Origin of the sequence: Amycolatopsis albidoflavus, assembly GCF_039525725.1 — a bacterium.
GTDB lineage: Bacteria > Actinomycetota > Actinomycetes > Mycobacteriales > Pseudonocardiaceae > Amycolatopsis > Amycolatopsis albidoflava.
In genome coordinates, this window is sequence record NZ_BAAAHV010000010.1 from 1 (window position 1) to 19,308 (window position 19,308).

The following is a 19,308-nucleotide window of genomic DNA, read 5'->3' on the forward strand; positions in this document are numbered from 1 at the left end:
GCCGGCGACGCCCGCGGATCAGCCCGGCGACCAGCTGCAGGGTCTGCCGAGAAACAGGAAGAGCGACCTGGCAGGAAAGAGGGCCGAAGCCCTCGGCGGGTGGTTGACTCACATCTCGATCCTGCCGAGGGCTTCACCCATGCCCACGCCGCCACGCCGGTCCCGCACCAAACCCGGCCACCACAGCCAAAACACACCCGCTCAACCACACCCACCAGCAACAACCACGATGAAACAACCCCAATGTGGCGTTGGGTGCGTGGGACGCACCGAATGCCACATTGGGTGCGTCGCGACGGCGGGGCGGGTCCGTGAAGGGCTCCGTGAGGGAACCCAAGTCCGTGAAGGTTCCCCTCACGGACTTGCGATGGTCGTGAGGGGAACCCTGAGGGACTCAGAGTCCGTGAGGGTTCCCCTCACGGAACCGTCCGGGGGGGGCAGGAACTGCCAGCGTCAGTCTGTCTCGGGGGTCTTGTCCAGGCGGGCGTCGTCTTCTTTCGCCCGTTGGGCTGCTTCGCGCATTTCGATCACGTCCGTGAACCAATCGCCCGTTTCGCGGGCTATGTCGCGGACTGCGCCGGTAATTATCGTGGCGATGTTGCCGATGTGGTTGGCTGCGGACTCCGTCAGCTCCTGCACGGTGTCCTTGCCACTTTCGAATGGGCCGACCATGGGCTTCCTCAGGCTGCTCGGAGTTGCCGTTCGGGGTCCACGGTAGCGGCCGGGCCCGGTTTTCCGGGAAGGGCCAGCCTTGCGATTTTCTTCGCCACCGACCACAGCTGCTTGTACAGGGGGCCGGTGTTGTAGGGCAGGCCGTAGCGTTCGCAGATTTCGCGCACTTCTCCGGCGATCTGCGGGTAGCGGCGCGCGGGCAGGTCCGGGAACAGGTGGTGCTCGATCTGGTGCGACAGGTTTCCGGAGAGAATGTGGAACAGCGGGCCGCCGGTGATGTTCGCGGAGCCCAGGATTTGGCGCAGGTACCACTGGCCGCGCGTTTCGTTCTCGGTCTCTTCCTCGGTGAAGCTCTCGACGTCCGCGGGGAAGTGGCCGCAGAAGATGATCGAGAACGCCCACAGGTTGCGGACCAGGTTGGCGCTCGCGTTGCCCAGCAGCGTCAGCGGCGCGAGCGGGCCGGTGAGCAGCGGGAACAGGACGTAGTCCTTGCCGATCTGGCGCGAGGCCTTGCGGACGATCCGGCGCAGCACCGGAACGTTCTCCGCCCAGGTTCGCTCCCCCTTCACGACCCGCTCGACCTCCAGGTCGTGCAGCATGACGCCCCACTGGAACAGCAGCGCGAGCAGCGTCGCGTACACCGGGTTGCCCAGGTAGTACGGATGCCACTTCTGCGCCGGGTCCATCCGCAGGATTCCGTAGCCGACGTCGCGGTCCTTGTCGACGATGTTGGTGTAGGTGTGGTGGATGTAGTTGTGCGAATGCCGCCAGTTCTCCGCCGGCGCGACGGTGTCCCATTCGAAGCGCTGCGAGCTCAGCTCCGGGATGCGCGTCCAGTCGTACTGGCCGTGCATCACGTTGTGGCCGATCTCCATGTTGTCCAGGATCTTCGCCGCGGACAGCGCCGCGACGCCGGCCAGCCACGCGGGCGGCAGGAAGCCGGCGAACAGCAGGCCGCGGCCGGTCACCTCCAGCGCGCGCTGGGTTTTGATGATCTTGCGGATGTACTCGACGTCTTCCTCGCCGAGGTCGTCGACGATCCGCTGGCGCAGTGCGTCGAGTTCGCGGCCGAATTCTTCGACCTGTGCGGTGGTCAGGCGGTCTTGCAGGCCGGTCATGCTGCTTGCCTCCGAGTGGTCAGGCGTCGATTTCGACGTCCCCGACGGGGACGCTGACGCAGAGCTGGATTTCTTCGTTCTCCTCACCGGAGATCTCGCCGGAGCGGGCGTTGCGGACGCGTCCGGCGGTTTTGAGCTGCGTGCAGGAGAAGCAGATGCCCATCCGGCACCCGTGTTCCGGCGTCAGGCCCGCGTCCTCGGCCTGTTCGAGCAGCGGCTTGCCGGAGTTGTCGCACTCCCGGCCGCTGCGGGCGAAGCGCACCCGGCCCTCGGCTGCCTCCGCGGCGAAGGTCAGCGGCGCTGCCGTGAACTCTTCGGTGTGCAGTTGTGCACTCAACCCCTCGTTCTCGAAGAGTTCACGTGCGGCGGCCATCAGCGGAGCCGGGCCGCACAGGAACGTCTCGGCCTCGCGGAACCACGGCGCGGCCTTCTCCAGATGCGAGACGGAGAACAGGCCGTGCAGGTCGCCGCCGCGGCGGGCGTGGGTGTGGGCGTTGACCACGCGGAACGCCGGGTGCCGGGCGGCTAGTTCGGCCAGTTCCGCGCGGTAGAGGGCGTCCGCGGGGGTGTTCGAGTAGTGCAGGAACACGATCTCGCCGGGGTGGCCCTCGGCGACGAGCGTCCGGGCCATCGCGAGCACCGGGGTGATTCCGCTGCCGCCGCTCATCAGCACGATCCGGTCCGGGCACGGCGACGGCAGGGTGAATTCGCCGTCCGCCGGCGAAAGCCCCACCACCGCGCCGACGGCGGTGTCCTGCAGATGCCGCGAAACCAGCCCGTTCGGGTCGGCCTTCACGGTGAACTCCAGGTCGTCGCCGCCCTGCGCGCCGCACGGCGAGTAGCAGCGGGTCCGGCGGACGCCGTCGATCTCCACCTGCATCCGCACGTACTGCCCGGCGCGGAAACCCTGCCATGCCCGGCTCGGCCGCACCGTGAAGGTGACGGTGTCCGGCGTCTGATGCCGCACGGCGGTGACGCGGCCGCGGATCTCGCGCCGCACCAGCATCGGGTCGACCAGTTCGAGGTACCGGTCCGCGCCGTGCGGGGTGAGCAGCGCCTCGGCGAGCGAGACGAGTCCGCGCACGCGGCGCGGGAGCAGTGCGGTCATCACCCCTCCAGAAGTTGAGTGCACAGTCGTACACTGACTAGTGTGGGGGCAAGGCCCCGGGGCCTGTCAACGCGGAAGCGAGGTGATGTGACGTGGGCCATGCGGCGATCGCCAGTACGCTGCTCGACGTGTCCGCAGCCGAGGAGCCGGCCGGCCCGGTGAGCCGGCAGGAGCGCAAACAGCGCACCCGTCAGGCGCTGCTCGACGCGGCGCTCGACCTGCTCGCCGACCGGAGTTTCGCCAGCCTTTCGCTGCGCGAGGTCGCGAAAGGCGCGGGCATCGTGCCGACGGCGTTCTACCGGCATTTCTCGTCGATGGAGGAGCTGGGCGTCGCGCTGGTCGAGGAGACCACGCGCACGCTGCGCGGCATGCTTCGCGGCGCGCGCACCGAGCAGCGCGGTTACGGCGGCATGATCCGGGCTTCGGTGCACACGCTGCACCGGCACGTCCGCGAGCACGAGGACCACTTCCGGTTCGTCACGCGCGAGCGCTACGCCGGTCCCGGCGCGGTGTCCCGGGCGATCGCGGTCGAGATGCGGATGTTCTCCAGCGATCTGGCGCTGGACCTGGCTCGCTTCGACCCGCTGCGCACCTGGCCCACCGAGGACCTGCACCTGCTGGCCGACCTCATCGTCACCGCGATGCTCGGCACGGTCGCGGAACTGCTGGACATCCGCCCCGGCGACACCGCCGCCGACGAGCGCACCTTGGTCGCGGCGGAAAAACGGCTCCGGATGATCCTGCTCGGCGTGCCGCACTGGCAGCCTTAGCGACATGGCCTTCCTGCACCTGACCGCGATCATCGTCGACGACTACGACGAGGCGATCGACTTCTTCACCCGCGCGCTGGGCTTCGACCTTGCCGAGGATTCGCCGTCGCTCACCAACGACGGCCGCCCCAAACGATGGGTGGTCGTCCGCCCGCCCGGCGGCGAGACCGGCATCCTCCTGGCGAAGGCGGACGGCGAGCGGCAGTCCCGCGCGGTCGGCGACCAGCACGCCGGACGCGTCGGGTTTTTCCTGCGGGTGGACGACTTCGCAGCCAGCTACCAGCGGATGCGCGACGCCGGGGTCGAGTTCCTCGGCGAACCGCGGACCGAGCCCTACGGCCAGGTCGTCGTGTTCCGCGACATCGCGGGCAACCGCTGGGACCTGCTCGGCCCGGCCGCGTCCTGAGCCTGCTCTACGATCCCGAAGTCCAGCAGATCGTGGAGGAACGCTATGCCGAGCGGGTCGGAAGTCCGAGCCGAATTCACCGACCCAGCCGAAAACCTGGCGTTCGACGAGGCACTGCTGCGCGAGGGGCCGACGGAGCCGGTGGTGTGGCTGTGGCGGAATCCGGTGTGCGTCGTAGTCGGCCGCGGTCAGCGGATCGCCCGCGAAGTCCGCGTCGACGAATGCGCGCGCGACGGAGTGCCGGTGCTGCGGCGAGCCAGCGGCGGCGGCACGGTGTTCCACGACCCGGGCAATCTCAACGTGACGCTCGTGCTTCCCGGCCCCGCGCCCCGTCCGCTGGAAATGCTCGGCCTGGTGATGTCCGCCGCAGTGGAAAAACTCGGTCTCCCGGCCAGAATCGGCGACCGCGGGATCTTCGTCGGCGACGCGAAACTGTGCGGCTTCGCGGTGTTCCGGACCAAAGACGTGCTGCTGGCGCATTCGACGTTGCTGGTCGACACCGATGCCGCCCGGGTCGGCGCGTACCTCACTGGTCCGCCGCCGGATCCGAAACCGCTGGATTCGCACCGGAGCAAGGTCGCGTCCCTGGTCGACCACGGCGTGCGGCTGCCGCTGGCTGAGGTGGAGGACACTGTCCGCGCGGCTGCGGCGGGACTGCTCGGCCCGCTCCCGCCGCGCGAACCGACAGCGGGGGAGCTGGAGCGGCAGCGGTCATTGCTGTGGAGCCGCTACGAATACCCGGACTGGCACGCCGAGGGACGGCAGCGTTCGTGATTTCCTTGCCCGGCAGGCAGATCCGGGCGCTCTTGGCCGAGATGCCGTGAAGGGCTCCTTGAGGGAATCAGATTCCCTCAAGGAGCCCTTCACGGAACGGGTCAGTTGGCGGAGGAGGAGAACAGCACCGGCGGCACTTCGCTGGCCGCCCGACGGCGCGGCTTGGCAGCGGATTTCGCCGGTGCCGGAGCGGCGGTCTTGGCCGGGGCCGTTTTCGCGGGTGCGGTTGTCTTGGCGGTTGCTGACTTGGCCGGGGCGGTGGCTTTTGCCGGGGCCGTCTTCGCGGGTGCCGATGCCTTGGCCGTTGCGGTCTTGGACGGGGCTGCCTGTGCGGACGCCGTCTTCGCGGGCGCGGAGGCCTTGACCGTCGCGGTCTTCGCCGTCTTGCTGGCCGGGGTCTTGACCGCGGCGGCCTTCGTCGTCTTGGCGGCGAGCGTCTTGGTCGCGGCGGTCTTGGCGGCAGGCGTCTTGACTGCGGCAGCCTTGGCCGACTTGGCCGTGGTCTTGGTCGCCGCGGCCTTGGCCGGAGCCTTGCGCGCGGTCCGGCTCACGGTCCCGGTCGCGCCACCCGTTCGGGCAGTCTTCGCGGCACTGGCGGCAGCAGTCTTCTTGCCAGCAACGGCTTTCCCGCCCTTGCCCGCCGCGGCGGGCTTCTCCTCCGCCGGCTTCGCCCCAGCCTTCGCCGCCCCCGCGATCAGCCGCGGCCGAAGCTTCCGCCCGCCCGTCCGGCGGCCCGCCTTCGCGTACTTCTCCAGCAATCGCCGCAGCGCGGCCGCATTGCGGGTGCCGAGGTCGATGTCGTAATCGATGCCGTCCAGCGCGAACGCGACGGTTTCCGCCGCGCGTCCGCCGGTCAGGTCGTCCAGAGTGCGGACAGCGGTGTTCCTCGCCATGGGAGCCTCCCGTGCTCGATCGTGGTCGTGCGTGCAACCGGCACGGCGACGACCCGGAATCCGCGGTGCCGCCGGTTTCTTGCAGCTCTCTGACAAGAATACCGGCAGGCTTGCGCGAACCTGCGCGGTGGTGTGCGCTGTGCGCATGGCAGCAGAGACTTTCGACGTCGTGGTCATTGGGGCGGGTCCGGTCGGGGAAGTGGCCGCCGAACGGGCCGCCATGGGCGGGCTGAAGGTGGCGCTCCTCGAACACGAACGGTTCGGCGGGGAGTGTTCGTACTGGGCGTGCATCCCGAGCAAGGCGTTGCTGCGCCCGGGAAACCTGCTCGCCGCGGCCAAGCGGATGCCCGGCGTGCCGATCGGCGACGCGCTGGACCCGGAGAAGGTGCTCGCGCGCCGCGACTGGTTCACCGGCAAGGGCGACGACTCCGGCCAGGTCGAATGGGCGCGCGGCGCGGGCATCGAACCCGTGCGCGGCTACGGCCGGATCACCGGCGAGCGCGAGGTCACTCTCGACGACGGCCGCGTTTTCGCCGCCCGGCACGCGGTGATCGTGTGCACTGGCAGCGTCCCGCGCGCGCCGCGGATTCCGGGCCTGGACACCATTAAGCCGTGGGGTTCGCGGGAAGCGACGTCGGCGACCGAGGTGCCCGGACGGCTCGGCGTGCTCGGCGGCGGCGTGGTCGGCGTCGAGATGGCGCAGGCGTGGGCCCGGCTCGGCGCGCAGGTCGACCTCGTGATCACCGGCGACCGCCCGTTGCCGCGGCTGCCGGAGTTCGCCGGAGACCTGGTCCTGGACGGATTGCGCGAGGCAGGCGTCCGCGTGCACCAGAACTCCGGCTTGAGCGAAGTGTCCGTTGTGGACGGTGGCACGCGGCTGAAACTGGCTGGCGGCGACGAGATCGTGGTCGACGAACTGCTGGTCGCCACCGGTCGTGCGCCCGCGACCAGCACCATCGGACTGGACGTGCTCGGCCTGCCCGCCGACGGTCCGCTCCAGGTCGACGAAAGCGGCCGGGTGTCCGCTGTGGAGGGTGGCTGGCTGTATGGAGCGGGCGACGTCACCGGCCGCGCTTTGCTGACCCACCAGGGAAAATACGCCGCTCGCGTCGTCGGGGACTCGGTCGCCGCCCGGGCTCGCGGCGAGGAGATCTCGACCGAACCGTGGAGCCGCTACAGCGCGACCGCCGACCATCACGCGGTTCCGCAGGTGGTGTTCACCGACCCGGAAGTGACGTCAGTCGGCCTCACCGAAGCACGCGACGGATCCGCGGACCGGGTCGTGGACATCGACATCGCGGTCGCCGGTTCCTCGCTGCATGCCGATGGGTACCAGGGCAAAGCGCGCATGGTCGTGGACACCGAACGCGGCGTCGTGCTGGGTGTCACGTTCGTCGGCCAGGACGTGGCGGAACTGCTGCATTCGGCGACGATCGCCGTCGTGGGCGAGGTGCCGCTGGACCGCTTGTGGCACGCCGTCCCCGCGTTCCCGACGATCAGCGAGGTGTGGCTGCGGCTGCTGGAGGCTTACGGGCTCTGATTTCGGCGGTGTCGTGTCGCTTAAGCGGTTGTGCCGCTTCGGGTAGCGTCGGGGCATGACCAGTGCCCCCGTTCCCGGCCGTCGCGAACGCAAGAAGGCGGCGACCCGCCAGGCGCTGGCCGACGCCGCCCTGCGGATGTTCCTGGAGCGCGGCTACGACCAGGTGACCGTGCGCGAGATCGCCGACGCCGCCGATGTCTCCACCACCACGCTGATGAAGCATTTCCCGACCAAGGAAGCGCTCGTTTTCGACCGGGAGCCGGAGATCGACGAGGCGCTGGTCTCGGCGGTGCGAGACCGTCCGGAGGGCACGTCGGTGCTTGAGGCGCTCCGCGCGCACATGCACGTCCGGGCGACCTCCGGCATCCGCGCGGAGGCCGAACCGCTGCTGCGGCTGGTGCGGGAGACGCCCGCGCTCGCCGAGTACTGGCACAAGATGTGGATGGGCCACGAGCACACGCTGAGCCGGGTGATCGCGGCGGAAACCGGTGCGCCGGAGGGGGATCCGCGGTGTGCGGTGCTGGCGCATTTCGCGCTGGAGACGGCTTCGCTGGCCGACCGGTCGGACGACCCGCCGCGGGTGGTGGACGTGGCGTTCGACCTATTGGAGCGCGGGTGGCAGTGAGGGTTGTGTTGGGGGACGGTTGTTGCCGGGGCTGAGCGGTTTGCCAGCCGGGGCGGCTTAGCCGCGGAGCCGTCCGCTCAGGACGGCAGCTGCAAGTCGAGCGCGCCCTTCGCGGCGCGGGCAAGGCCGGGATCGTCCGCAGTGGACGGTCCCGGTTGCCAGACCGCCTGCACGATCCGCACGCCGTTCCCGTCGACCTTGCTGGCGTAGGCGGCGCCGTCGAACTGCGGGGGGCCGGACGGCCACTTGCCGGTCTCCGTGGCGACGTCGAGGATCCCGCCGCCGCCCGGGTTGTCGGCGATCTGCTTGAGGTGATCGGCCTGTCCGGCATCTGGGAACTCGACGACTGCGACGGTGACCGCGGCCGGACGTCCGTCCACGAGCGCCGTGTAGCTCGCGCGGCGGACCGCGGAGCAACTGGTCTGCTGAAGACTCGCCTGGACGTCCCCGAAAGCGTGCGAGGCGCACTTCTGGTCGGCGCTGTTCGCCCGGGGCTCAAAGGTGAGAGTCGGTGCCGGAGGGGCGCTCGGCTTGACGCTGCTCGGCGCCGGGCTCGGCACACTGCTGGGCGGCGGCGCACTGCTGGCGGGCGGCGCGGCGGTGTTGTCGCCGCCGCTGGTCGCCACGACGATCGCCGACACCACCAGCGCGACCAGCAAGACGATCGCCGCGATGGGCACCCACTTGACCGTCCGGGAGCCCGGTTTTCCCTGCCCGGGCGGGGTGTTCGGCCCGGCTCCGGCGGCTGCTCCAGCTGCCGCCGCGGTGGGAACTCCTGCTCCCGCGCCGGTGGCTGCTCCTGCTCCGACAGCCGGAGCCGGTTGCACAGGTTGAGGCGCGCTTCGCGGCGGATTCTCCGGCACGACCGGCGGAACGGCGCCACGCGGAGGCCTGGAGCCCTGCGGCTTCGCCGGAGACGGCATCTTCTCGGTCGGGGCCTTGGGCGGGTCAGTCGATTCGGTGGGCGCCTCGGAAAGCGACGCCAGCTCGATCGGCGGAATCTCCGGCCGGGGCGGGCGCACCGCGATGATCTTCGGCCGAAGCACCGGGGGAGCGGCGGCTTTCGGTGCGGCGGAAGGATTGCCGGGGGAAGCAGCACCCTTCGACGACGTGGAGTCAGCGGATCCCGAAGCGGCACCGGGGAAGACGGGAAGCCCCTGAGCGTTTCCAGCACCAGCCGGGCTTTGCGGTCCCGTGCCAGCCGTGGGAGCGGCACCCGCGGCGGATTTTCCAGCCGCAGCAGTGGATCCGGCGGCGTTGGGTCCAGCAACGACGGGACCGGTGGTGCTCGATCCGGTCGCACTGGATTCGGTCGTGCTGGATTCGGCAGCGCCGGGCGAGGTTGCGCCGGGAGCGTCGGCGCCGGATCCCGTTCCGACAGCATCGGCTCGGGTCGCGCCGGAGCTGGCGGCGGCAGGTGGAACGGTGCGGGTTTGGGCTGCGGTGGAGCTGGCGGCGGAATCTGCGGCCGGTTGAACTGTGCGGTTTTGCGCGGTGCCGGAGCTGGCGGCGGCAGAGTCGGCAGTGCTGGTCCGGCCCGAGCCGGGAGTGGCGTTGCCCGAACCCGGTGCGCCCGAACCGGCGGCGACGGGTCCAGCCGCAACGGGTTCAGCGGTGGCACCAGACATCGCCGCGCCCGCCGCGACAGCGCCCAGCCCGGCAGCTGCCGTTCCTGCGACGACCCCGGTCGGGCTGTTCGACGCCCCCGCCCCAGCGCTCGATCCAGCCTTGGCCCCAGTGCCTGCGGGAACAACAGGGCCTGCCGTGCCTGGTGCGGCAAGGGAGTTAGCGGCAGCACCGCCAGCAACCCCAGCGCCAGCCGGACCACCGAACCCAGGAGGCCCAGGAGACCGCGGCCCGGGAGGAACCGGAACGTCATCCGCGAACCGAACGAACCCTTCCCCCCGCAAAACCTCGTCCGAAAGCTCCGGCGCGTCCGGCGCCAGTGCCGAGATCAACGCCCGGGCCTGGTCCACCGAGCGCGGATGCCGGGCCGTGGCCAGGGAGACCGTCGCGGCCAGCATGGTGGTCGGCGTCGGGTGCAGGACCCGGACCGGGCCCGCGAGGTCGCCCGGCGGCTGGTCGACCGTCTCGACATACGGGCCGACCGCCACGATCGTGCCTACCGGGCCTCCGCCGAGTTCCGCGATGCGGCGTTCGCATTCCTGGGACAGGTCGAGTGCCTCGGTCGCGGGGTTGACGTCGTCGCCGTGGACGAGGGGCCAGCCGTCCGCTTTCCACGGGCCGCTCAGCGGGGCTTCGAGGCGCAGCGCCGGGTCGGGCAGGTCCACGCCGATCACCACGAGCACGCCCGCGGGAAGCACCACGACCGCCTCCACCGGACGGTCTCCGGTCGGGCGGGCCCCGACGAGCGCGACGCCGCCGATCACCGTGCTCCCCCGGCCGAGGGAGGCCAGTGCGGCCCGCACGTCTTCCGCGACGCGCGAGGGCTGCTGCCCGAGACGGACCAATCGCACCGAAACTCTCCTGTCGAATCCGCAGCGTTTCCGGTGCACCACGCTAGCGTGCCGGGCCGCCGGAACCGTGCTCCGCGCCCTCGCGTCGGCGTGGCTCACCACAATGGGTCGTCCGCTGCGACTTGTGGTGTTCATGTGGCCAAACGGCACGGTTGGGGTGCAGAATGTGCTACACAGGTCGGGAACTGCCGTGGAGGCTACGCAACCTGCGCAGGGTTCGAGAGGTCGTAGGGGAAGACGTCCCTCGTCGAACAAGCGGAGGTCAGCAGTGAGCACCCGTGGCAGCACCCGAGGCGTGGTGTACGTCCACTCGTCGCCGTCTGCGGTATGTCCGCACGTCGAGTGGGCTATTTCGGGCACCCTGGGTGCCCGGGTCGAGCTGAAGTGGACGGCCCAGCCGGCCAGTCCGGGACAGCTCCGGGCCGAATGCAGCTGGAGCGCGCCCGCGGGCACCGCCGGCAAACTCGCCGGCGCGCTCAAGGCGTGGCCGATGGTGCGCTTCGAAATCACCGAGGAGCCCAGCGCGGGCGTCGACGGCGAGCGGTTCTGCTTCGCGCCCGGTCTCGGGCTCTGGCACGGCCGCACCAGCGCCAACGGCGACATCGTCGTGGGCGAGGACCAGCTGCGCGCCCTCGTCAGCATGACCCGCGGCGGCGAAACCCTCGCGCACAAACTGGACGAGCTCCTCGCCGCGGCCTGGGACGAGGCGCTCGAGCCGTACCGGCACGCGGGCGACGGTGCCCCGGTCACCTGGCTGCACCAGGTCGGGTGACCGAACGCGGTACCCTCACCCGGGTGAGCGTTCCTTCGGCCCCGCCCTCCCGTCAGCGGTGGTTGATCCCCGTCATCGTGGTGGTGCTGTCCATCACCGTCGCCGGGGGTCTGCTCGCCCGCGAGCTCTACCGCCGCCCCGATTCCCCGCGCGCGGCCGACGGCGAGGCCATGGCGCCGTCCGCCACGACCAGCGGCGGCCCGTCCGACAAGTCCGGCTCGGTCCAGGTCGCGGTCGCCCCGGACGCCGAGAACCATCCGCAGGACGACGCCGTCCGCACCGTGCTGCAGGCCTACTTCAACGCGCTCAACAAAAAGGACTACGACGCCTGGACCGAGACGGTCAGCGACGCGCGCCGCAGCAAGACGCCGGAAGTGGACTGGCACCGCAACTTCCAGTCCACGAAGGACGTCAACATCCTGCTGTACCGCATCGAACCGGGCGCGCAGGGCACGCTGCGGGCGCTGGTCGGGTTCACCAGCACCCAGTCGCTGAACGAGGCCCCGGGCGATTTCCAGGAGACGTGCATCAACTGGCGGCTGGTGCTGCCGATGAAGTTCGAGCACGGCTCGTACCGGATCGACACCGTCGACGGCACCGCCACCGAACACGACAAGTGCTGACCGCGAAAAAACGGTGAAGGGCCCCCGCGGAGATTTCCGCGGGGGCCCTTCACCGTGAAGAGGAACTCAGTTCGCCGGCGTGAACAGCAGCGCGGAGTTGTGCCCGCCGAAACCGAACGAGTTGGACAGCGCCGCGGCGAGTTCGACCTTGCGGTTCTCCCCGGACACGACGTCGAGCTGCACCTTCGGGTCCTGCTCGGTGAGGTTCAGCGTCGCGGGCACGATGCCCTCGTACAACGCGAGAATCGTCGCGATGCCCTCGACCGCTCCCGCCCCGCCGACGAGGTGGCCGAGCGCGCCCTTCGGCGCGGTGACCACCGGGTGCTCGCCGACCGCCGACCGGATCGCCGCCGCCTCGCCGATGTCTCCGACCACAGTGGACGTCGCGTGCGCGTTCACGTGGCCGATGTCCGAAGGGGACAGTCCGGCCATCGCCATCGCCGCGCGCATCGCCGCGATCTGCCCGATGCCCTCCGGGTGGTTGCCCGTGATGTGGTAGGCGTCGGACGTCAGGCCGTAGCCGGCCAGCTTCGCGTAGATCCGCGCCCCGCGGGCCTTCGCGCGGTCGGCCCGCTCGAGCACGACGACGCCGGAGCCCTCGCCGAGCACGAAGCCGTCGCGGCTCACGTCGAACGGACGCGACGCCGCGGCCGGGTCGTCGTTGCGCGTCGACACCGTGCGCGCCTGGGCGAACCCGGCGACGGTGATCGGGTGGATGCAGGCCTCGGAACCGCCCGCGACCACCACGTCGGCCCGTCCGGACCGGATCATCTCGTAGCCGTTCGCGATGCCCTCGGCCCCGGACGCGCACGCCGACGCGGGCGAATGCACCCCGGCGCGGGCTTTCAGGTCGATGCCCACGTGCGCGGCCGGGCCGTTCGGCATCAGCATCGGCACGGTCAGCGGCGACACCTTGCGGAGACCCTGCTGGTGCAACAGATCGTTCTGGGTCAGCAGGGTCACCGGCCCGCCGACTCCGGTGCCGATCGAAACGCCGAGGCGCTCCGGTTCGACATCGGTGTGCTCGTCGGTCTGCTCGGCGAACCCGGCGTCGGCCCAGGCCTGGCGGGCGGCGATGATCGCCACCTGCTCGCACCGGTCGAGCCGCCGGGCCTGCACGCGGGGCAGGATGTCGGTCGGCTCGACGGCGAGCTGCGCCGCGATCCGGACCGGCAGGTCCAGCTCCTCCGCCCAGTCCGCCGCGATCGTGCTGATCCCGCTGCGGCCGGCCAGCAGACCGTCCCAGGTGGACGCGACGTCCCCGCCCAGCGGCGTCGTCGCGCCCATGCCGGTGATCACGACGTCGATGTTGCTCATGGCAGTCTCCCCAAGGGTCGGCTCCGGACCGGGGCCCGGGTACGAAGAGGACTTACTTCGAGTTGGCGGACACGTAGTTCACCGCGTCGCCGACGGTCTTCAGGTTGGCCAGCTCGTCGTCCGGGATCTTGACGCCGAACTTGTCCTCGGCCTGCACGGCGATCTCGACCATCGACAGCGAGTCGATGTCCAGGTCGTCCACGAACGACTTCTCGGCGGTGACGTCGTCCTGAGCCACGCCGGCGACCTCTTCGACGATCTCGGCGAGGCCGGCGAGAATCTCAGTGTTGTCAGCCATCGGTGTTGTTCCCTTCTCGGTTCTTCTGCGGGTCCGCTCGCGGGCACGGCGCCCGCGGGGGAAGTATCGCTCAGGGCAGGACGAACGCCTGCGCGGCATAGGAAAGCCCGGCTCCGAAGCCGACCGCCAGCACCACGTCGCCGCTTTTCGCCGTTCCCGCCTTGCGCATGTGGTCCAGCGCCATCGGGATCGAGGCGGACGAGGTGTTGCCCGAGTACTTGATGTCGTCGGCCACCACGATGTCCTCGCGCGCCCCCTTGGCGCGCAGCTTCTTGGCGATCGACTCGACGATCCGGAGGTTCGCCTGGTGCGGGGCCAGCACGTCCACATCGGACGGCTGCAGCCCCGCGGCCTCCAGCGCGCGCAGCGCGATCGGCGCGATCTGCGTGGTCGCCCAGCGGAAGACCGACTGGCCCTCCTGGTAGATCCACTGGTGGTCGCGCATGTAGATCAGGTCGACGAGGTCGCCCGCGCTGCCCCACACGACCGGGCCGATGCCCGGTTCGTCGGACCGGCCGACCACCGCGGCTCCCGCGCCGTCGGCGAAGATGATCGCGTTCGCGCGGTCGGTCGGGTCCACGACGTCGGTGAGCTTCTCCGCGCCGATCACGAGGACCTTCTTCGCCGAGCCCGCGCGCACGAGGTCGGAGGCGACGCCGAGGCCGTAGCAGAATCCGGCGCAGGCGGCGTTGAGGTCGAACGCGCCGGGGCTCGGCACGCCGATCCGCGCGGCGACCTGTGCGGCCGCGTTCGGGATCTGCGAGGGCATGGTGCAGTTGGGCACGATGACCGTGTCCACTTCGGACGGATCGACGCCCGCGTCGGAGAGCGCGTCGGCCCCGGCGGCGACGGCGTAGTCGACCAGCACGTCGTCCTTCTCGCCGAAGCGCCGCTCGATGATGCCGACGCGGTCGCGGATCCACTGGTCGCTGGTGTCCATGACCTGCGACAGGTCGTCGTTCGTGACGATCCGGTCCGGCTGGTAGCTGCCGAACCCGAGGATGCGGGCGGCGGGCGCGCCCTGGGCAAGGCGCATGGTGGGACGGGCGGTCACTGGGCGTCCTCCTCGCGCAGCGCCGCCAGCTCGGCGGGCGACTTCAGCGCGGTGGTAGTGGTGACGACGCCCTTGAGCTGCCGCTTGACCAGTCCGGTCAGGGTGCCCGCGGGCGCCAGTTCGACGGTGCGGTCCACGCCGAGCGAGACGAGGCCGTCCATGGTGAGGTCCCAGCGGACCGGGCGGGTCACCTGGGCGACGAGCCTGCGCAGGTACTCCGCGCCGCTCGTGACGACCTGGCCGTCGGCGTTGGACAGCAGCGGGCGCGTCGGGTCGGCCGGGGAGAGACCGGCGGCGTGCTCGCGCAGGGCGTCTTCCGCGGGGGCCATGTAGGGCGTGTGGAAGGCGCCGGCGACCTTGAGAGCGCGGATCTTCGTGCCCTCCATCGGCTCGGCGATGATCTTCTCGATCGCGGCGGCGGACCCGGACGCGACGATCTGCCCGGCCCCGTTGCGGTTCGCGGCGGCGAGGCCCTGGCTTTCCAGCCACGCGGCGACTTCCTCGGGGTCGCCGAGCATCACCGCGGCCATCGACGTCGGTTCGAGCGCGCACGCCTTGGCCATCTCCGCGCCGCGGACCGCGGCGAGCGCGACCGCGTCGGCGGGGGCGAGCACGCCGGCGATCGCGGCCGCGGCCAGCTCGCCGACGGAGTGGCCGGCGACCGGCGCGTCGTCGGCGACCGGCAGGTGCTCGAAGGAAAGCAGGGACAGCGCGACGATCAGCGGCTGCGCGACAGCGGTGTCCTGGATCTCCTCGGCCCCGGCCTCGGTGCCGAGCCGGATCAGGTCGAGCCCGGAACGGGCGGACCACTCTTCGACGCGCGCGCGGGCACCGTCGAGCTCGAGCCACGGGGCGAGCATGCCGGGGGCTTGGGAACCCTGGCCGGGGGAGAGGACTGCAACTGTCACGCTGTCTATGAGACCACGGGACGGGTCGGTGCTTCAGATGCGGGCGGTCACCAAGTCCGCGCGGCGGAATTGGAGGAAACCTCCAAAGACCCGCCGGAGAACCCGGCCCTTAACCCATCCGCCTTGTGGGATTCAACCAGCGCTTGCCGTGAAGTCTGTCACCCGCCCCCGCCCCGGCGGAAGGGGGGCGCGGCACGTGGGCCGGAGGTTCGCGGCGCTTCCCCCGGGCGCGGGAGGGAACTCGGGCGCGGATGTCCCCAACGCGGCATTGGGTGCGTCAGATGCACCGAACGCCACATTGGGTGCACGGGACGCACCGAACGCCACATTGGGTGCACGGGACCGCCCCAAAGTGGCGTTGGGTGCATCTGACGCACCGAACGCCGCGTTGGGTGCATCTGACGCACCCAATGCGGCATTGGGGTCGGGCCGATTACCAGAGGCCGCGGGCGCGGGCGAGCCTGCCGACGGTCAGCGCGACCCGCAGCACCAGCGCGTCGCGGGCGTCGGTCGGGTTGCGGCCGGTGAGTTCGGCGGCTTTGCGCAGCCGGTACCGGACCGTGTTCGGGTGCACGAACAGCGTTTGCGCGCAGCGTTCCAGCACCCCGCCAGTGTCCAGATAGGTCTCGACGGTGCGCTGCAGCGCCGCTCCGGCCTCCTCCAGCGGCCGGGCCACCGAATCGACCAGCAGCCGCTCCGCCCCGGGGTCGCCGGACAAGGCGCGTTCGGGCAGCAAATCGTCAGACCGCACCGGACGGGGCGCGCCGGGCCAGCCGACCACCGCGCGCAATCCGGACAGCGCCTCGGCCGCGCTGTGGTGGGCCTCGGCCAGCGTCGGCACGGTCGGGCCCGCCACGACGGGGCCGTCGGCGAACACCGTCGACATCCGGGCGAGGATCTCGCGTTCCTTCGGCCCGCCCTCGGTCGGGCCGCCGATCACGATCACCAGCCGCGAGCCCTGCACCGACAGCAGCACCGCCCGGCCGACCCGTGCGGCGCGGGCGCGGACGTCGAACACCACCGTCGGCGGGTCGTCCGAGGGCGGATTTCCCACCAGCACCGTCGCCGCCGCGGCCGGGTCCCAACCCAGCGCCGCGGCCCGCGACAGGACGGATTCTTCGGCGTCGCCGCGGACGATTCCGTCGACCACCAGAGCTTCGAGCCGTGCGTCCCACGCACCGCGCGCTTCCGCCGCGGCGGCATAGGAATTGGCCGCGGCGAAAGCGATCTCCCTGCCGTAGCGCAGAATTCCTTCGATCAGCGCGGCGCGTTCGGCTTCCGAAGCGGCGAATTCCGGGAGCTGTTCTTCGAAGACCTCAATGGCGAGCCGCACCATCGCGACGGCCTGGCGCAGGCTGATCCAGCGCGACACCTCGGTCGGCGCGTCGCGGAACGCCTCTGTGGTGAGCTTCAGCGCTTCCTTCGAATCGCGCAGCCAAGCGACGAATCCGCTGGCCCCGGTCTGCGTGATCAACAGCACGCTGGCGCGCTGGTCGGCAGGCAGCCGCGCGAACCAGACCAGCCGGCGTTCCATTTCCGCGACGCTCGCGCTCGCCAGCCGCCCGGAGGCGTGCTCCAGGCTGCGCAGGGTTTTGGCGGACAGCCCGTGGTGCTTGCGCGCGGGGCGTCCCGTGGTGTCGGCCATGTCGGATCCGATCCTACGTGCCGCGCGCGGCCTGCAACTTTAGGCGGATGCGGCGGCGACCTCGGGAGGTGGGCGGCGTCGTGCCGAAGTGCCTAGGATCCCCGGGTGGGGTGGTAGGGGATCACCCCTGGCGAAAAGAGAACAGGGGGACGGGCCATGCCAGAGCCCGGACTGGAGATCGACGGGATCTCCAAACGCTACGGCGCCGTGGTGGCGCTCGAGAAAATGACGTTCGACGTGCGGCCGGGGGAGCTTTTCGGATTCGTCGGCAGCAACGGGGCGGGCAAAACCACCACGATGCGCATCGCGCTCGGCGTGCTGAGCGCCGACGCGGGCCAGGTGCGGTACGCGGGCGAGCCGATCACGCACGAAACGCGCCGCCAGATCGGCTACATGCCCGAGGAACGCGGGCTGTACCCGAAAATGAAGGTCGGCGAACAGCTCACGTATCTGGCCCGGCTGCACGGAATGCCCGCCGCCGCGGCGAAGGCGTCGAGCGCGCGGTGGACCGAACGCCTCGGCGTGGCCGCGCGCCGCGACGACGAGGTGCAGAAGCTCAGCCTCGGCAACCAGCAGCGCGTGCAGCTCGCCGCCGCGCTGGTGCACGAACCGCGCATTCTCGTGCTGGACGAACCGTTCTCCGGGCTCGACCCGGTGGCCGTCGACGTGATGAGCGACGTGCTGAAGGAGAAGGCGGCCGAGGGCGTTCCGGTCGTGTTTTCCAGCCACCAGCTGGATTTGGTGGAACGGCTGTGCGACCGGATCGGGATCGTCCGGAGTGGACGGATGGAAGCGTCCGGCACGGTGGCGGAACTGCGTGCGGGCGGGTCGACCCGGCTGCTCGTGGACGCGCCTGAAGCACCGGAAAACTGGGCGGCCGGGCTGTCCGGCGTGACCGTGATCGGCCGCCGGGGAGCGGTGACCGAGCTGGAATTGGCCGACGGCGCGGACGACCAGGCGGTGCTGCGCGCCGCGCTGGCGACCGGCCCGGTGCGGGAATTCGCCCGGAAACTGCCGTCGCTGACCGAGTTGTTCCGTTCCGTCGTGTCCGAGCACCAGGAGGCCGCGGCATGACCGGGTCCGACGTCCAGATGAGCCCGCTGTCCGCCGTCGGCCTCGTGGCCGGGCGGGAAATCAGCACGCGCGTCAATTCCAAGGCCTACCGCATCACCACGCTCGTGATGGTGCTGATCGTGGTCGCGCTGGCGCTGATCTTCAAGTTCTTCAACGGCGGCGGGAGCGCCGACGCGACGGTCGGCTACGTGCCCGCCGCCTCGCAGCTGGCGCAGCCGCTGACCGCGACGGCGAAATCGATCGGCCAGACCGTCGCCACGCAGCAAGTCCCCGACGAGAAGGCGGGCCAGGCGAAGCTGCAGGACGGCTCGATCGACGCGCTGCTGGTGCAGGACGCGAAGCGGGTCCATGTCCAGGTGAAGAAGACCTTGGACGCGAAGCTGAAGAACACCTTCACCGTGCTCGAAGGTCAGCTGGCGCTCAACCAGCAGATTGAATCCCTCGGCGGCGATCCGGCGAAGGTGCGTCAAGCGACCGCCGAGGCGTCGATCGACGAGCTGCCGCCGCTCGAGAAACCGTACGACTACAACGGACAGCAGCTGGTGCTCGGCATCATCGCGGGCATCCTGATCTACCTGTCGCTGATGCTCAACGGGCAAAGCGTCGCTCAGGGCGTCGTCGAGGAGAAGACGTCGCGGGTGGTGGAACTGCTGCTGTCGACGATCAAACCGTGGCAGCTGATGGCCGGGAAGGTGCTCGGCATCGGCACTGTCGGGCTGATCCAGATGCTGGCGATCGGCGTGGCCGGCGTCGCGGCCGGGCTCGGGTTCGGGGTGCTGACGATTTCGGTGAACGCGGCGGTAGGCACCGTGGTCTGGCTGATCGTCTGGTACCTGCTCGGGTTCTTCATGTATTCGATCGTGTTCGCCGCGCTGGGCGCGCTGGTGTCGCGGCAGGAGGACGTGGGCGGCGCGACGATGCCCGCGCTGATGTTCGTGATCGCCGGGTACGTGGTGGGGATTTCGATCCTGCCGTCGAATCCGGCGAGCCCGCTGGCCGAGGTGCTGTCGGTGATCCCGGTGTTCGCGCCGACGCTGATGCCGATGCGGCTGGCGATGGGCGGCGTGCCGGTGTGGGAGGCGGTGCTGTCGGTGGGCCTGGTGGTCGCGCTCATCCCGGCGCTGATCTGGCTGGCCGCGCGGATCTACCGCAACGCGGTGATGCGCACCGGCGCGAAGGTGAAGCTGCGGGACGCGCTGAGCGCTGCCTGACGGCGGAGTTCCCTACGGCGGGG

At 70.6% G+C, this 19,308-nt stretch carries 19 protein-coding genes; 9 read left to right on the top strand and 10 right to left on the bottom strand.

Annotation, left to right across the window (positions count from 1 at the left end; all coding sequences use genetic code 11):
* Nucleotides 1-453: 453 nt before the first annotated feature.
* The 3 genes from ABD156_RS14705 to ABD156_RS14715 are packed head-to-tail and all read right to left on the bottom strand — an operon-like array spanning nt 454 to nt 2,898.
* Nucleotides 454-672 (bottom strand): hypothetical protein, encoded by a 219-nt coding sequence (locus ABD156_RS14705; protein ID WP_344272361.1) that lies wholly within the window; start codon nt 670-672, stop codon nt 454-456.
* A gap of 8 nt (nt 673-680) precedes the next feature.
* Entirely contained in the window at nt 681-1,790 is a 1,110-nt protein-coding gene (locus ABD156_RS14710) for a fatty acid desaturase family protein (RefSeq protein WP_344272364.1), read from the bottom strand.
* Nucleotides 1,791-1,809: 19 nt separating this feature from the next.
* Complete coding sequence (locus tag ABD156_RS14715; protein WP_344272367.1) at nt 1,810-2,898, bottom strand: ferredoxin reductase; 1,089 nt, start codon at nt 2,896-2,898, stop codon at nt 1,810-1,812.
* Nucleotides 2,899-2,990: 92 nt separating this feature from the next.
* Here ABD156_RS14715 and ABD156_RS14720 point away from each other — a divergent pair, with 92 nt between their 5' ends.
* The 3 genes from ABD156_RS14720 to ABD156_RS14730 are packed head-to-tail and all read left to right on the top strand — an operon-like array spanning nt 2,991 to nt 4,848.
* On the top strand, nt 2,991-3,668 hold the full coding sequence (locus tag ABD156_RS14720; RefSeq protein WP_344272370.1) for a TetR family transcriptional regulator: 678 nt from the start codon (nt 2,991-2,993) through the stop codon (nt 3,666-3,668).
* A gap of 4 nt (nt 3,669-3,672) precedes the next feature.
* Nucleotides 3,673-4,074 carry a VOC family protein gene (locus ABD156_RS14725; protein WP_344272373.1) on the top strand — a complete coding sequence of 134 codons (402 nt, stop codon included), beginning with the start codon at nt 3,673-3,675 and terminating at the stop codon, nt 4,072-4,074.
* Nucleotides 4,075-4,119: 45 nt separating this feature from the next.
* Nucleotides 4,120-4,848 carry a lipoate--protein ligase family protein gene (locus ABD156_RS14730; protein WP_344272376.1) on the top strand — a complete coding sequence of 243 codons (729 nt, stop codon included), beginning with the start codon at nt 4,120-4,122 and terminating at the stop codon, nt 4,846-4,848.
* A gap of 101 nt (nt 4,849-4,949) precedes the next feature.
* Here ABD156_RS14730 and ABD156_RS14735 read toward each other — a convergent pair whose 3' ends face one another.
* Nucleotides 4,950-5,741, bottom strand: coding sequence for an Lsr2 dimerization domain-containing protein (locus ABD156_RS14735; RefSeq protein WP_344272379.1), 792 nt, complete (start codon nt 5,739-5,741; stop codon nt 4,950-4,952).
* 145 nt (nt 5,742-5,886) lie between these two features.
* Between ABD156_RS14735 and ABD156_RS14740 the strand changes: the two genes are divergently transcribed.
* Entirely contained in the window at nt 5,887-7,281 is a 1,395-nt protein-coding gene (locus tag ABD156_RS14740) for a dihydrolipoyl dehydrogenase family protein (RefSeq protein WP_344272381.1), read from the top strand.
* Between the two features lie 55 nt (nt 7,282-7,336).
* A complete protein-coding gene (locus tag ABD156_RS14745; protein WP_344272384.1) occupies nt 7,337-7,906 on the top strand; it encodes a TetR/AcrR family transcriptional regulator in 570 nt (189 codons plus the stop codon).
* Between the two features lie 77 nt (nt 7,907-7,983).
* On the opposite strand, the gene ABD156_RS14750 is transcribed toward ABD156_RS14745, so the two are convergent.
* Nucleotides 7,984-10,383 carry a hypothetical protein gene (locus tag ABD156_RS14750; RefSeq protein WP_344272387.1) on the bottom strand — a complete coding sequence of 800 codons (2,400 nt, stop codon included), beginning with the start codon at nt 10,381-10,383 and terminating at the stop codon, nt 7,984-7,986.
* Nucleotides 10,384-10,651: 268 nt separating this feature from the next.
* Here ABD156_RS14750 and ABD156_RS14755 point away from each other — a divergent pair, with 268 nt between their 5' ends.
* Entirely contained in the window at nt 10,652-11,155 is a 504-nt protein-coding gene (locus ABD156_RS14755; protein WP_093576929.1) for a DUF3145 domain-containing protein, read from the top strand.
* 23 nt (nt 11,156-11,178) lie between these two features.
* Nucleotides 11,179-11,778, top strand: a complete 600-nt coding sequence (locus ABD156_RS14760) for a hypothetical protein (protein ID WP_344272397.1) — start codon at nt 11,179-11,181, stop codon at nt 11,776-11,778.
* 66 nt (nt 11,779-11,844) lie between these two features.
* Here the strand turns inward: ABD156_RS14760 and ABD156_RS14765 are convergent, their stop codons facing one another.
* The 5 genes from ABD156_RS14765 to ABD156_RS14785 form a co-directional block, all read right to left on the bottom strand.
* Nucleotides 11,845-13,095, bottom strand: coding sequence for a beta-ketoacyl-[acyl-carrier-protein] synthase family protein (locus ABD156_RS14765; RefSeq protein ID WP_344272400.1), 1,251 nt, complete (start codon nt 13,093-13,095; stop codon nt 11,845-11,847).
* A gap of 52 nt (nt 13,096-13,147) precedes the next feature.
* Nucleotides 13,148-13,393: an acyl carrier protein gene (locus tag ABD156_RS14770; protein ID WP_037820481.1), complete on the bottom strand. Its 246-nt coding sequence runs from the start codon at nt 13,391-13,393 to the stop codon at nt 13,148-13,150.
* A 70-nt stretch (nt 13,394-13,463) separates the two neighbouring features.
* Nucleotides 13,464-14,429, bottom strand: coding sequence for a beta-ketoacyl-ACP synthase III (locus tag ABD156_RS14775; protein WP_377927960.1), 966 nt, complete (start codon nt 14,427-14,429; stop codon nt 13,464-13,466).
* A 14-nt stretch (nt 14,430-14,443) separates the two neighbouring features.
* The gene (locus ABD156_RS14780; protein WP_344272410.1) at nt 14,444-15,355 is read right to left on the bottom strand and encodes an ACP S-malonyltransferase; all 912 of its coding nucleotides are present in this window, start codon (nt 15,353-15,355) and stop codon (nt 14,444-14,446) included.
* A 433-nt stretch (nt 15,356-15,788) separates the two neighbouring features.
* On the bottom strand, nt 15,789-17,000 hold the full coding sequence (locus ABD156_RS14785) for a PucR family transcriptional regulator (RefSeq protein WP_344272412.1): 1,212 nt from the start codon (nt 16,998-17,000) through the stop codon (nt 15,789-15,791).
* 156 nt (nt 17,001-17,156) lie between these two features.
* Here ABD156_RS14785 and ABD156_RS14790 point away from each other — a divergent pair, with 156 nt between their 5' ends.
* Both ABD156_RS14790 and ABD156_RS14795 read left to right on the top strand, forming a co-directional pair.
* Nucleotides 17,157-18,074, top strand: coding sequence for an ABC transporter ATP-binding protein (locus ABD156_RS14790; protein ID WP_344272415.1), 918 nt, complete (start codon nt 17,157-17,159; stop codon nt 18,072-18,074).
* Entirely contained in the window at nt 18,071-19,285 is a 1,215-nt protein-coding gene (locus ABD156_RS14795) for an ABC transporter permease (protein WP_344272418.1), read from the top strand. The genes ABD156_RS14790 and ABD156_RS14795 overlap by 4 nt, the downstream gene beginning before the upstream one ends.
* The last annotated feature ends 23 nt before the right edge of the window (nt 19,286-19,308 follow it).